We start from the raw sequence: 13,796 nt of genomic DNA, 5'->3' as shown, positions 1-13,796 counted from the left end.
CGTATGCACTTCGAAGCTTTCAGCTCTTCCGAACTGACCGAATATTTATTGGGTATTCCGGCCGTTTGCGCAAAGCTTGGCGACGACAGCGAATTGCAGGTCGTCGAAGTGGGCGATGGCAACCTCAACTACGTCTACTTCGTGAGCAGCGTGCGCGACCCGCGCTTCAGCGTCGTTGTGAAGCAGGCGCCGCCGTACCTGCGGCTGGTTGGCGAAGCGTGGCCCTTGCCGCGCGAGCGCATGGAGCGCGAAGTGGCGGCGTTGCGGCGCTTCGGCGCGCTGTGCCCGGAGCACGTGCCACGCGTTTTTCACGCGGACAGCGAGAAGTTCCTCATGGTCATGCAGCGGCTCGATTCGCATCGCGTGCTGCGTGGGGGGCTGATCGACGGCATCGTGTATCCGCGGCTTGCCGATCACATTTCCACATATCTCGCCCGCACGCTGTTTCATGGCTCCGACCTCTATCTTGCGCCAGATGCGAAGAAAGCGGCGGTCGGCGGTGACATCAATACGGAATTGTGCAGGATTACAGAGGAACTCGTCTTCACGTTCCCATTCGAAGATCATCCTTCGAACGTCTACAGCCCCGCGTTGCCCGCGGCGGCGCTCGAACGGTTGCGCACGCACGAGCCGTTGCGGCTCGCGGCGGGCGAGATGAAGTGGGCATTCATGAACCATGCCGAAACGCTCGTGCACGGCGACCTGCACACGGGCTCGATCATGGCGAACGAGCACGAGACGTATGTGATCGACCCCGAGTTCGCGTTCTATGGGCCGATGGGTTTTGACACGGGTGCGTTCATTGCCAACCTGCTGCTCGCATATTACGCGCGCGACTGGCACGACCGCGAGGCGGGACGCGATCCTGCCGCATACCAGGGCTGGCTGCTCGAACAGGTCGAGGCCGTGTGGAACGCCTTCGCGCAGAAGTTCGGGCAGATCTGGCGTGCGCAAGAGCGCGAGACTGGCCACGCGTACATTGGCGGCTCGGCGGGCACGCGTGCGGCGGAGGCCTTCCGCGACGATTTCATCAGGCGACTCTTCGCCGACACACTCGGCTTTGCGGGCTGCAAGATGATCCGCCGCATCGTCGGCATGGCGAAGGTGGCGGAGATTACCAGTATCAAGGACGAAGCGGTGCGCGCGCGCATCGAAGTGCGTTGCCTGAAACTTGCCGAAGCGCTGCTGGTTCAGCGGCGCGAGCTGGCCTCGATCGAGGCGGTCAGCGCGCTATCCGCTCAGGTGCTCGCGGAATCGGCGTAAGCGAAAACAGGCTGCCACAATGCGTGGCAGAGCCAGGACAACCCGCATCGACGGAGAATGTATGACGTTGCAGGCGCAACAATCGAGTCTTCCACCCACCATCGAGTGGCGCGATGGCACCCTTTATCTGCTCGACCAGACACGCTTGCCGCGCGAGTGCGTGGTCGAAGCCGTGGACACGGTCGAGGCGGTCTGGCGTGCGATACACGAGCTGCGTGTTCGTGGCGCACCCGCGATTGGTGTCGCCGCCGCCTATGGCCTGTGCGTGGCGATGCGGCGCGAGCCGGCCGATTCCCGCGATACGTTCCTCGCGCGGCTCGAAACGCACGCCGCGTATCTGGACACCGCGCGGCCCACAGCGGTGAATCTGCGCTGGGCGCTCGAGCGGATGCTTTCGCACATACGCGCCGAGCCGGGCGCAACCGGAGCCGCACTTTACGAAGCGCTCGTTGCCGAAGCGAAGCGCATTCATGATGAGGATGTCGAACTATGTGCGCGGATCGGCGAGGCCGGACGCGCGCTGATCGCGCCCGGCAGCGGCGTGCTCACGCATTGCAATGCCGGTGCGCTAGCCACGGCGGGCATCGGCACGGCGACTGCGCCGCTCTATTGCGCGCATCGCGACGGCGTGGCGTTTCGCGTCTATGCGGACGAGACGCGACCGCTCCTGCAAGGCGCGCGCCTCACCGCCTACGAACTGCAACAGGCAGGGCTGGACGTTACGTTAATCACTGACAGCATGGCGCCCACTTTGATGGCTCAGGGTCTCATCGACCTCGTGATCGTCGGCACCGACCGCGTGGCCGCGAACGGCGACGTAGCGAACAAGATCGGTACGCTCGGCGTGGCGATCGCGGCGAAGCATTTCGGCATTCCGTTCTATGTGGCATGTCCTTCGTCCACGCTGGATCTGCGCACTGCAAGCGGTGCGGAAATCGTGATTGAGGAACGCGGCGCCGCGGAGGTGACGCATCTCGCGGGGCAGCGCACCGCGCCCGAGGGCATTCAGGTGCGCAATCCGGCATTCGATGTGACGCCGCATGCACTCGTGACCGGCATCGTGACGGAGCGCGGCATCGTACGCGCGCCATTCGAGGCGAGTCTGGCCGCGCTTTTCGCAACCGGAGCCGCAGCGTGAGCGGCGCGACCGAAGGCCTTCGAGCGGGTGAGGCAGCGCAACGCGCGCGCGATGCGCGGGCGGAAACCGAAATGCGTCAGCAGATCGTTGATACCACGCGCGAGATGGAGCGCCTCGGCATCAATCAGGGCACGTCGGGTAACGTGAGCGCGCGCTGGCAGTGTGGACTCCTGATTACCCCGAGTGGCGTGCCGTGTGCGGCGCTGTCGCGCGAGCAGATCGTCTGGATGCCGCTCGACGTGCGCGATGACGATCCGCTGTTCGAAGCGCAACGCCCTTCTTCGGAGTGGCGTTTTCATCGCGACATCCTGCGCGCACGCGCCGATGTGAACGCCGTGGTCCATACGCATTCGCAGGCCGCCACGGCGCTTGCGATTCACAGTCGGGGCATTCCCGCGCATCACTACATGGTGGCAGCGGCGGGCGGCAATTCGATTCGCTGCGCGCCATATGCAACTTTCGGCAGTCAGGCGCTTTCCGATCACGCGCTCGAAGCGCTGCACGAGCGACTCGCGTGCCTGCTCGCACATCACGGCGTCATCGCGCTCGGGCGCGACCTCGCGCGGGCGCTGTGGCTCGCCAACGAAGTGGAAGTGCTCGCGAAGCAGTATTTGCTGGCGTGCCAGCTGGGCGAGCCGCCGCTGCTTTCCGATGCGCAAATGGAGGAAGTCATCGAGAAGTTCAAGGGCTACGGCCCGCGCAAGTAAGTCGCGGGCGCTCGCGCGCCAAGTCAGTCGTGGCAATGGGATACACACGCGGTACAAACGATTACGCAGTCGGTTGGCGGTTCGCAGGTCAGTCAAAAACCAGCAGATCAAAGACAGGAGACGGTGATGGCGTGGAGTTCAGCAGGGTTCGACAGATGGGTGGCGCGCAGCGCGCGCATGGGAGCAACGGCAGGCGTGACGATGTTCGCCGCCGCGGCAATGCTGGCAGGCTGCTCGAAGAGCGAGTCGCCTTCGACCACTGCGGCGCCGGTGACGAAGATCAAAGTTGGCTTCTCGATCGCCACGCTCAACAACGCATTCTTCGTAGGCCTGAAGAATGGCGTGGAGCGCGGTGCGGAAAAGCAGGGCTTCGATCTCGTGCAGACCAACGCAAACGGCGACGCCCAGCAGCAGGTCAATGACACGCTCAACCTGCTGAGCCAGGGCGTGCAAGCGATCGTGCTCAACCCGATCGATTCGAAGGCGATCATCCCGGCCGTCGAGAAGGCCAATTCGATGAACGTGCCGGTCTTCATGCTCGATCGGGGCTCGGACGGCGGTAAGGTCACCTCGTTCGTCGCTTCGGACAACGTAGCGCTTGGCGCCGCCGGCGCGAAGTGGATCGCAGACCAGTTGACGAAGCGTTATGGCTCGCCCAAGGGCAACGTGGTGGACCTGATAGGCCTCATCGGCACCACGGCGGCGACGGACCGCGAGAAGGGCTTTTCAGACGAGATCGCGAAGTATCCCGACATCAAGGTCGTAGCGCGCCAGGAAGGCGGCTTCGACCAGGAGAAGTCGCTCAACGCGATGACGAGCATCCTCCAGAAGTATCCGCAGATCGACGCGGTATTCGGCGCGAACGACGACAACACGGTGGGTGCGGAAAAAGCCATCGACAATGCGGGCCGCTACAAACCGCTCGGCGACCCCGGCCACATCATGGTGATCGGTGCGGACGGCACGGCACAGGCGCTTTCGGCGATCCGCGCGGGCAAACAGGACGCGACGATCTCGCAGAACCCGATCGGCATGTCGGCAAAGGCGATGACGTTCATCACCGACTACGAGACGAAGAAGGACGTGCCCGCGAACTACGCGTGGCCGACCTATCTGATCGACAAGTCGAACATCGATTCGGATGGCGCGAAGCAATACGGTCTGTGGGCGCTCGAAGTCAAGCAGTAACGGGCATCGGTCTACGCGCCGGCCGCGCGCGATGCGTGCGCCGGCGCCCAGGATGAACGGATGAAACGCGAATCAGGTTCGGCAATGCACGTGTCGCAAGAGAGCACGAGCAGAAGCGGCAGCGCTGGCGCGCCGCCGCTTCTGCGCATGAGTGGCATCGTCAAGAGCTTTCCCGGCGTGAAGGCGCTGCGAGGCGTGAGCCTCGAACTGCACGCGGGACACGTGATGGCGATCGTCGGCGAGAATGGCGCGGGCAAGTCCTCGCTCATCAAGACGCTTTCCGGCGCTTACGAGCCGGACGAAGGCGTGATCGAGATCGACGGCGCGCGCCTCGCGCGCGGCACGCAGGCTGCGATCGACGCGGGCGTGGCCGTGATCTATCAGGAGCTTTCGCTTGTCAACGACATGACGGTGGCCGAAAACCTCTTTCTTGGCCGCATGCCGCGGCGCTATCGCCTCGTCGATCATCGCCGCGCGAACGCCATGGCGCGCGAGGCGCTGGCTCAGGTCGGGCTGGAAGGCGTGCCGCCGGCCATGCGCCTGGGCGATCTGCCACTCAACAAGCGCCAGCTCGTGGAGGTTGCTAAGGCGCTCGCGCGCGAGGCACGCATCCTCGTGATGGACGAGCCCACGGCCGCACTCCAGCATCACGATATCGAGCATCTCTACGCCGTCGTGCGGCGCTTGCGCGCGGCGGGCATGGGCATCATCTTCATTTCGCACCATCTCGAAGAGGTGTTCGAACTTGCCGATTCGGCCGTGGTGATGCGTGACGGCGCAACGGTCGGCGCGCGGCCGATGTCCGGATGGAACGAACCGGCGCTCGTGCAGGCGATGGTCGCGCGCAATCTCGACTCGTTCTATCCATGGGAGGCGCGTCCCTATGGCGACGTGGTGCTCGAAGCGCACAACGTGGCGAGCGCGCCCGTGCTGCGCGACGCGAGCTTCAGCATTCGCGCGGGCGAGATCGTGGGCATAGGCGGCATTGCGGGCGCGGGACGCACCGAACTTCTGAAGACGCTTTGCGGAGCGCTGCCGCTCACCGGCGGCGAACTGCGGCTGCGCGGGCGCAGGATCGCGCTGCGCTCGCCCGCGCAAGGCATGCGCGCAGGCATTGTCTACACCGCCGAGGACCGCAAGCTCGAAGGGCTCGTGCTCGAAGCGAGCATCGAGGAAAACGTCGCGCTTTCGAGCTTGCGAGCGCTGGTGCGCGGTGGGTTCGTGAGCGCCGCGAGAAAGCGCCGGCTCGCGCGCGAGGCGGTCGAGCGCTTCGCAGTGCGCGCGCCATCGGTCACGTCGCTCACTGGCAATCTTTCGGGCGGCAATCAGCAAAAAGTGATTCTCGGGCGCGCGAGCGCCACGTCTCCGGCAGTCATCCTGCTCGACGAGCCCACGCGCGGCATCGACGTCGGCGCGAAGACCGAGATCTACGCGCATATCGTTGCGATGGCGCGCGCGGGCGCCGCCGTCGTGCTCGTTAGCTCCGAACTGCCCGAGTTGCTCGGCATGTCGGACCGCGTGCTCGTGATGTATCGCGGCAGCATTGTCGGCGAGGTCGCGCGCGAACACGCCAGCTCGGAGACGATCATTCAATGGGCTACCACCGGAGTTGCGGCATGACGTCCACCACGGTTCGACCGCGTGAAGAAACACCAACCCTGCAACAACGCGTGCTGCGCCAGATGCGCAGCGGCCTCGGGCCGCTCGTTGCGGCGCTTGTGCTCATCTGCGTTGCGCTGTCGCTGGCGTCGCCCGAATTCCTTACCACGAGCACGCTCACGAACATCATGGTGCAGGTGTCCGTGGTCGGCATCGCGGCAGTGGGCGGCACCTTCGTAATCATCACGTCCGGTATCGACCTTTCCGTGGGCTCGCTCGTCGCGCTGAGCGGCATGGTGGCCGCGACTGTGATGGCCGGTGCGAGCCCCGGCGCGGTTGGCCTTGGCGTGGCAGGACTCGCCATTGCGCTCGTGACCGGTGCGGCCGTGGGCGCACTCAACGGCTTCGGCATTGCGTGGCTGCGGCTCGTGCCGTTCATCGTCACGCTCGCGATGATGGCGATGGGGCGCGGCCTCACGCTTGCGATTTCAGATGGGCGCACGAAATTCGACTTCCCCAATGTGTTTACCGAATTCGGCGCGAAGACATTTGCAGGCCTGCCCGCGCCGATGCTCGTGATGCTGGCCGTGTTCGTCGTTGGCCACGTGTTGCTGCGCAAGACCGAATTCGGTCACCAGGTGTTCGCCGTCGGCGGCAACAAGGAAGCGGCGCGGCTCGCGGGCATTCCGGTGAGCCGCGTGATCTTTCTCACCTACACGTTCGCTGGCCTGACCGCCGCGATTGCGGGCATCGTCCTCGCGGGGCGGCTCAATTCGGCGCTGCCTTCGGCGGCCAATGGGCTGGAGCTGCAGGTGATCGCTGGCGTGGTGATTGGCGGCACGTCGCTCGCAGGCGGCCGTGGCTCGATCGTCGGCACCTTCATAGGCGTCGTGCTGATCGGCGTGATCAATGTCGGGCTCTCGCTGCTTGGCGTCAATCCGTTCTGGACGCAGTTCATCCAGGGCGGCGTGATTCTCGCGGCGGTTCTGCTCGACGCGCTGAGCCAACGGCGCAAGCTTTGAACGCAGAAGTCAACGTTAGCGGTGGTGTGAAGGCCACCCATACAGGAGACGCGACACGTGAAAAAAATCATTAATCATCCTGATCATTTTGTCGACGAGATGATCGATGCATTGCTGCTCGCCCATCCGGGCTGGCTCAAGCCGGTCACCGCCGACCGCCGCGCGCTCGTGCGCGCCGACGCGCCGAACGCGGGCAAGGTCGGGATTGTGACCGGCGGCGGTTCAGGACACCTGCCGGGCTTTCTCGGCTACGTAGGCCGGGGGCTCGCAAGCGGCGTGGCCGTGGGCAACGTGTTTTCCTCGCCGTCGTCGGAGCAGATCTACGAAGCCACCAAGGCGGTCCACGGCGGCGCGGGCGTGCTCTACCTGTACGGCAATTACGGAGGCGACGTCTTCAACTTCGATCTCGCCGCGGATCTTGCAGACGCAGACGGCATCGAGACCCGCGCCGTGCTCGTAGCCGACGACGTGGCTTCCGCGCCACCCGAACGGGCCTCGGACCGCCGCGGCGTGGCGGGAATGGTGTTCGGCTTCAAGTGCGCGGGCGCGGCGGCCGAACGCGGCGACACACTCGACGAAGTCGCGCGCATTGCCGCGAAGGCGAACGGCGCGACGCGCACCATGGGCGTGGGCCTCTCGCCCACGATCCTGCCGGCAGCAGGCAAGCCCACCTTCACGCTGCCCGATGGCGAGATGGAGATCGGCATCGGCATTCATGGCGAGCCGGGGACGCACCGCGGTAAGCTGGAGAGCGCGGATGCCATAGCCGAACGGCTTGCGGGTGCGATCCTGGGCGACCTCCAGGCGAAGGCAGGGTCTAGCGTGGCGCTGCTCGTCAACGGACTCGGCGCGACGCCGCTCGAAGAACTGTATCTGCTGTATCGACGCGCCGAACAGGCCGTTGTCGCTGCCGGGCTGCGTGTGGCGCGCGCTTACGTGGGCGAGTACGTGACCAGCCTCGAAATGGCGGGCGCGTCGATCTCCGTGATGCAACTCGACGAAGAACTCGACACGCTGCTTGACGCGCCGGTGCGTTCGCCGTTCTGGCGCGATGGATGGCGCGTTCGCGAAGGAGCCCCGCGATGAGTCTTTCGGTCAGCGAAATAAAGACGCGGCTCATCGGCGCGTTGAACGCCATGCCCGCCAGCGCAGAGGAACTGCGCGAACTCGACGCCGCGCTCGGTGACGGTGATCTGGGCGTTACCGTGAAGGCGGGCTCGCTCGCAGCGGCCGATGCGATCGCGAAGCTGCCTCCTGACGCCGCGCTGGGCGACGTGCTGATCGCCGTGGGCAAGGCTTTCTCTACGGCGAACCCTTCGACGTTCGGCGCGCTCGTCGGGGGCGGTCTGCTCGCGGCTGCCAAGACCGTGGCGGGTCGGCAGGAGGCGGGCAGGGCCGAAGCGCTCGCCATGGGTCGCACGGTAGCCGCGCGCATTGCCGAGCGGGGCAAAGCGCAGCTCGGCGACAAGACGCTGCTCGATGCACTCGTGCCGAGCCTCGACACACTCGAAGCGTTCGAATCAGGCAGTGGTGACGAGCGCGCGCTCCTCGACGCGATGATCGACACGGCACAGCGGCAGGTTCTCGCCACTGCCGCGTTGCAGTCGAAGAAAGGGCGCGCGGCGTGGGTGCAGGAACGCAGTATCGGTCACGCCGATCCTGGCGCGACGGCGTGGCTAAGGTTTCTTCAGGCCTGGCGAGGCTGAGTTTTGCCGCTTACCGAGAGAGCATTTCAGCGACACCCGCCACCGCTGAAAGTACCACGACGGCGAGTGGCGGCACTTTCCAGCGTGTGAGCAAAACGAAGCCGATGGCCGCGATGACAAAGTCGATCCGCGTTTGTACGGCGCTCGTCCAGACGGGCGAATAGAGCGCCATCGCGAGCAGCCCCACCACGGCTGCATTCACGCCCGCAAGCATGGCCGCCATCGACGGACGGGCGCGCAGCGCCAGCCAGTATGGCAGCGCCGCGAGCACCAGAAGGAGGCCGGGTAAAAAGATACCTGCCAGCGCCACCGTGGCACCCAGCGCATGACTGGATGGGCCGCTCATGATCCATCCAAGGAAAGCGGCAAACGTGAAAAGCGGGCCGGGCACAGCCTGGGCAGCCCCGTAGCCAGCAAGAAAATCGTTAGGCGATACCCAGCCGGTAGCCACGGTCTCACGCTGCAGCAACGGCAGCACGACGTGACCGCCGCCGAAGACGAGAGCGCCCGAGCGGTAGAAGGCGTCGAACACGCGGATGGTATGCGTCGTGTCGAATGCGGCAAGTGCCGGAAGCCCGAAAAGCAGGGCGCAAAAGAGGGCAAGCGCGAGCAGACCAGTGGTACGCGACACGCGAAACGCCAGCATAGGCTCACGCGAGCCGACAACGGTACCCAAAGAAGTGGAGCGGCATAGCACGATACCGAGCACTGCGCCGAGCACGATGACGATCAACTGCGCATACGCCGTATTCATCATGGCGAGAAACACGACGGCAACGAGTGCGATGCCGCCGCGGCGACGGTCAGGGCATAGGCGGCGCGCCATATCCCATACGGCTTGCGCGACGACGGCAACGGCGACGAGTTTCAGCCCATGAATCAGTCCGCTTCCCGCAGGACCCCCGAGTTCGGGCGCGATGATGGCAAACGCGATCAGCAGCGCGACTGACGGCAGCGTGAAGCCGCACCAGGCCGCCAGGCCGCCGAGCCAGCCGGCGCGCAGCAGACCGATTGAGAATCCGGTCTGGCTACTGGCGGGACCCGGGAGAAATTGGCAGAGGCCGACCAGGTCCGTAAAGGTCTCGTCGTCGAGCCAACGACGCCGCTCGACAAACTCGCGACGGAAGTAGCCGATATGGGCAATGGGACCACCAAAGGACGTCAGGCCCAGTTTCAGAAAGACGCGCAGCACTTCAAGCGCGGATCTCGCACGGGCCGGCTGTGACGTCGACATACCTGTTTCCATGACAATTTAGTCGTGAGGAATACGAATAGAATGCGATGCTGCCGCGATCATACCCGAACCGCCCGCACGTTCGCAGACCGGGAAACGCTCACTGGCCGCTGGTGCAAGGCACGTCGGTCAGTTGGCGAAAATCGCCGTGAGTGCCGGTGGTGGCGTTCTTCGCGCCGCACGGGTAAATGCGCGGCCCCGAGATTATGTTCGCGTGTATAACCATTAACCAATGGGGAGCGGTTCAAAGCGTCATTCCTCTGTACAAATCGGGCAGATATAAAGCGGAATTCTTCTCATTGACGCTTTTGTTCGCACGGTGCGCACGCTGAATGTCTATGCTCCTTCTAATTGTCTCGACGCGACAACGGCGCAGCGCTCTGGAGGGAGTCATGCAATCGGATCCGAAAGTTATCGAATATCTCAATGCGGAGCTAAAAAACGAGCTGACGGCGATTAATCAGTATTTTCTGCACGCGCGCCTATACGGGCACTGGGGCCTTGCAGGACTCGGCAAACATGAATATGACGAGTCGATCGAGGAGATGAAGCATGCCGACAAACTGATCGAGCGCATTTTGATGCTCGACGGGCTGCCTAATCTGCAGGACCTTAGCAAACTTCTGATCGGCGAGGATGTGCGCGAGGTGCTCGAGTGCGACCTCAAGCTCGAACGTATTGCGCAGGCGCAGTGCAAGGAAGCCATTCCGTACTGCGAATCCGTTCGGGATTTCGTGTCGAGGGAGATTTTCGTCGAGATCCTCGACGACACGGAGGATCACATCGACTGGCTGGAAATCCAGCTTGGGTTGATCGACAAGATCGGCCTTGAAAACTATCAGCAGTCGGCGATGGGTTCGGTTAGCTGATACGCAACCCGCGTGGATCACGCTCACTTTGGCTTGGCAAACGCGTCCGCGATTTGCCGTGCGCGTTTGACCTCGTCGCTGTGCAGATAGATCGAGGTGGTCGAGACAGAAGCGTGCCGCAGGTTGTCGCGTACCGTGGTGAGTTCCGCGCCGCGGCCGAGCGCGTGCGTGGCATGCGTGTGGCGCATCCAGTGTGGACTCGCGCGGCGCAGCTTTTCCGCAAGCGGCGCATGATCGGCCTCGATGGCCTGTGCGGCCAGCAGGAAAAAACGCCGAAGCACACCCCACAAACGCGCGCTGCTGATCGTCGCGTCGCTGTCGGCCTCGAGACTGCCGATGACCGGAGTCGCCGGATTCCAGCGCAAGGGCACGACCGGCAGGTCGCGTTCGGCCAGATAGCGCGCGAGCGCCTCCCAGGCGAGCGGCGGCAAGGCGACGCGCGCAAGTTTCTTTCCCTTGCCCGTTACGCGCAGCCAGTGATCGCCGCGCGCATCCGTCTCGACATGTCCGAGCGTGGCTCCAACCAGTTCGCTCGCGCGCAGGCCGGTCGCATAGCCGAAATCCAGCAGGAAGCGCAGCCGCTGTGCCGCCGGCGCCGACCAGCCGTATGACCACTCGAGGCCGTCTGCGATCGTGCGCGCGAGCGCCCATTCCCCTTCGCTGAATGCGTGCGAGGTATCGAGGACTTGCGCGCCGCTCGCGCCGCGCACTTTCACGCCCGAAAACGGATTCGCGAGCACGTAGCGCTGCTCGATTAGCCAGCGGAACAGCGCGCCGAGGATCGACAGCGCATGCGCGACCGAGCGCGCCGAGAGGCTGCCGTTGAACGGCCGCCAGTCCGGCGAGGTGCGCGCTCGCACAGGCCCGACCCAGCGGCCGCGCGGGGACGGATGGCGCAGGAACGCGCGGTAGGCGATGGCATCTTCGGTCGTGAGCGACGAGAGCGCGCGGCCGCGCTCGACGATCGCCCAGAGGATCAGGCGTTCCGCTTCCTTCCTGTAGGTACGCTGCGTGGCGGGCGATTCATGCAGCGCCAGCCAGGTCTGCACGGCTTCATAGTCGTTCGAAGCATCCAGCGTGCAGGTCGCGCGCGGTGCCCGGAACGCGCCTTCGGAGCCATCGACTTCGTGCGGCAGCTTCAGCGATTCCCACGGTGCGATGTCGCCGCGCTGGCTCGCCACGATGAGCGCGCGCGCCTTTTCCGTGAGTGCGGGCCACGCCGCGAAGAACGCTTCGATTGCGCGGGCGCTCGCCATGCCGAGTCCTGGCACGGCCTTCCACCATTGGCGGCGGCGCGGAATGCGCACGGTGAGGTCGGCGAGCGTGGTAATGCCGTGCGCGTACAGCGCCCGTACGGCGCGCGGAGCGAACCACTGTGCGATGTCGTCGGCGATCTGGGGCTCGGGAGGGCGGGCGGTGCGCAGGCTGTCGATTGCCTGCGCGACAGCCTTGGCGTGCCGCTCGCGTTCTTCCACCGGATGGTCGAGCAGCGCCACCAGATCGTCGCGATGCGCCGCGCGCGCGATGGCGATCAGCCTGCGCCGGATGCGCCCGAGCACGCCGCGCGCTGATTTCCCGTCGCCGAGTGCCGAGGGCAGATAGCGCTCGACGGCTGACCGCACGGCGAGGCCTGCATACCACGCACGCAGCATGGCGAGTTCGTCGGCATCGGGAAATCCGGGTGCCTCGCTGGGAGCGGGGGCTGGCAAGGGCGTGTGGCGCGTTTTCATGCTTTGGAGTTTAACGTAAAAATTGGTGCCTTGTGATAAGAAGGATTATCTTTATAGTCGCGAGCAACATCGAATTTCCCTGGAAAACGGAAGACGTGCGGCGCCTGGAACACTCCTGCGCCGTGCCGGGGAGGGCAGTGCGATCCTCCTTGCGCAGGCGCGGCCGTATCACGATTTCACACGCCGCCTATACTCTGACCACCCATCTTCACATTTCCTTCGCGCTGATTTGAGGCTGTTAGCGAACATCGATCAAGACCTCTCCCCGAGTCAAGGCTCGACCTCCGCAAATAAAGGAGATTTCCAATGTCTGCAAACACGGTGATTGATGTTCCCGACCTGGAAGACGGGGGGAGGCGCAGGTGGATTAAGGCCGGCGTCAGCGTGGCTACGCTCGTTGCAGGCACGCGGTTCGCTGTGGGCGATGCGCACGCGGCGGCGCTGTCCGAATCGCAGCGCAACGCGCTGACTCCAGATCAAATCATCGAAATGATGAAGGCCGGCAACGAGCGGTTTCGCAGCGGCAAGATGAAAAAGCAGGATTTTCTCGCGCAGAAGCGGGCGAGCGCTGCCGGCCAGTATCCTGCAGCAATCGTCCTCAGTTGTATCGACTCTCGCGCGCCAGCTGAGATCATTCTGGATATGGGAATTGGCGATACCTTCAATGCCAGAATCGCGGGAAACATCGCAAATCAGGACATACTCGGCAGTATGGAGTTCGCTTGTGCCGTTGCTGGCGCAAAGGTGATTCTGGTGATGGGGCACACCGCATGCGGGGCGATAAAGGGTGCAATCGATAATGTTCAGTTGGGAAATCTGACGGGTTTGCTCCAGAAGATTCAGCCCGCGATCACAGCCACGCAATATTCGGGAGAGCGAACCAGTAAGAATTATGAATTTGTCGATGCTGTAGCGCGATCGAATGTTCAGGGCGCGATAGCTGCGATCCGCAGTGGTAGCCCGATTCTGGCCGATCTGGAAACCAAGGGGAACGTAAAAATGGCGGGCTCGATGTATGACATCAAGAACGGCAAGCTCACCTTTCTATGAGAATTCGAAGACGATGAAGGCGGAAGCGTGCATCTTCTCGAGCAGCTATTTGATGCTGAGAGCGAGCAAGCCGGCATGGCACGCACGGCCAGCGCGCGCCGCTCGTCTGCGCCTTTGAGCCATAGTGCGGCCAGCACGCCCGGGAGCAGCAGGATCGCATAGGCCGCAATCAAGCTGCCCGAGAGTGCCCGATCGACCTTAACGAAACCACGCTGCACGATCGCTCTAGCAGACAGACATGCCCAAGATCCATCGTCTGGCCGCCGTTGACGGCATGACATGGCCAGTTT

At 64.1% G+C, this 13,796-nt stretch carries 12 protein-coding genes; 10 read left to right on the top strand and 2 right to left on the bottom strand.

The window, feature by feature from the left end:
* The first annotated feature begins 3 nt into the window (after positions 1-3).
* From mtnK to L0U83_RS19435, 8 genes are all read left to right on the top strand, one after another.
* Positions 4-1,263 carry an S-methyl-5-thioribose kinase gene (mtnK, locus tag L0U83_RS19470; RefSeq protein WP_233885580.1) on the top strand — a complete coding sequence of 420 codons (1,260 nt, stop codon included), beginning with the start codon at positions 4-6 and terminating at the stop codon, positions 1,261-1,263.
* 61 nt (positions 1,264-1,324) lie between these two features.
* Positions 1,325-2,401, top strand: a complete 1,077-nt coding sequence (mtnA, locus tag L0U83_RS19465) for an S-methyl-5-thioribose-1-phosphate isomerase (protein WP_233885578.1) — start codon at positions 1,325-1,327, stop codon at positions 2,399-2,401.
* Between the two features lie 71 nt (positions 2,402-2,472).
* Complete coding sequence (locus L0U83_RS19460; protein WP_233885576.1) at positions 2,473-3,108, top strand: class II aldolase/adducin family protein; 636 nt, start codon at positions 2,473-2,475, stop codon at positions 3,106-3,108.
* A 126-nt stretch (positions 3,109-3,234) separates the two neighbouring features.
* Complete coding sequence (locus tag L0U83_RS19455; RefSeq protein WP_233885574.1) at positions 3,235-4,296, top strand: sugar ABC transporter substrate-binding protein; 1,062 nt, start codon at positions 3,235-3,237, stop codon at positions 4,294-4,296.
* An 84-nt stretch (positions 4,297-4,380) separates the two neighbouring features.
* Entirely contained in the window at positions 4,381-5,916 is a 1,536-nt protein-coding gene (locus tag L0U83_RS19450; protein WP_308445062.1) for a sugar ABC transporter ATP-binding protein, read from the top strand.
* Positions 5,913-6,917: an ABC transporter permease gene (locus L0U83_RS19445; protein WP_233885572.1), complete on the top strand. Its 1,005-nt coding sequence runs from the start codon at positions 5,913-5,915 to the stop codon at positions 6,915-6,917. The genes L0U83_RS19450 and L0U83_RS19445 overlap by 4 nt, the downstream gene beginning before the upstream one ends.
* A 57-nt stretch (positions 6,918-6,974) precedes the next feature.
* Positions 6,975-8,003: a dihydroxyacetone kinase subunit DhaK gene (locus tag L0U83_RS19440; RefSeq protein WP_233885571.1), complete on the top strand. Its 1,029-nt coding sequence runs from the start codon at positions 6,975-6,977 to the stop codon at positions 8,001-8,003.
* Positions 8,000-8,623, top strand: coding sequence for a DAK2 domain-containing protein (locus tag L0U83_RS19435; RefSeq protein WP_233885570.1), 624 nt, complete (start codon positions 8,000-8,002; stop codon positions 8,621-8,623). The genes L0U83_RS19440 and L0U83_RS19435 overlap by 4 nt, the downstream gene beginning before the upstream one ends.
* Positions 8,624-8,633: 10 nt before the next feature.
* Here L0U83_RS19435 and chrA read toward each other — a convergent pair whose 3' ends face one another.
* The gene (gene chrA, locus L0U83_RS19430; RefSeq protein ID WP_233885569.1) at positions 8,634-9,869 is read right to left on the bottom strand and encodes a chromate efflux transporter; all 1,236 of its coding nucleotides are present in this window, start codon (positions 9,867-9,869) and stop codon (positions 8,634-8,636) included.
* 380 nt (positions 9,870-10,249) lie between these two features.
* Between chrA and bfr the strand changes: the two genes are divergently transcribed.
* A complete protein-coding gene (gene bfr / locus L0U83_RS19425) occupies positions 10,250-10,726 on the top strand; it encodes a bacterioferritin (RefSeq protein WP_233885568.1) in 477 nt (158 codons plus the stop codon).
* A 23-nt stretch (positions 10,727-10,749) separates the two neighbouring features.
* On the opposite strand, the gene L0U83_RS19420 is transcribed toward bfr, so the two are convergent.
* On the bottom strand, positions 10,750-12,456 hold the full coding sequence (locus tag L0U83_RS19420; RefSeq protein WP_233885567.1) for a site-specific integrase: 1,707 nt from the start codon (positions 12,454-12,456) through the stop codon (positions 10,750-10,752).
* A 306-nt stretch (positions 12,457-12,762) separates the two neighbouring features.
* On the opposite strand from L0U83_RS19420, the gene L0U83_RS19415 reads away from it, so the two are divergent.
* A complete protein-coding gene (locus tag L0U83_RS19415) occupies positions 12,763-13,506 on the top strand; it encodes a carbonic anhydrase family protein (protein WP_233885566.1) in 744 nt (247 codons plus the stop codon).
* The last annotated feature ends 290 nt before the right edge of the window (positions 13,507-13,796 follow it).

The organism is Paraburkholderia flagellata, assembly GCF_021390645.1.
GTDB lineage: Bacteria > Pseudomonadota > Gammaproteobacteria > Burkholderiales > Burkholderiaceae > Paraburkholderia > Paraburkholderia flagellata.
This window is presented reverse-complemented; position numbering and strand designations above follow the sequence as displayed.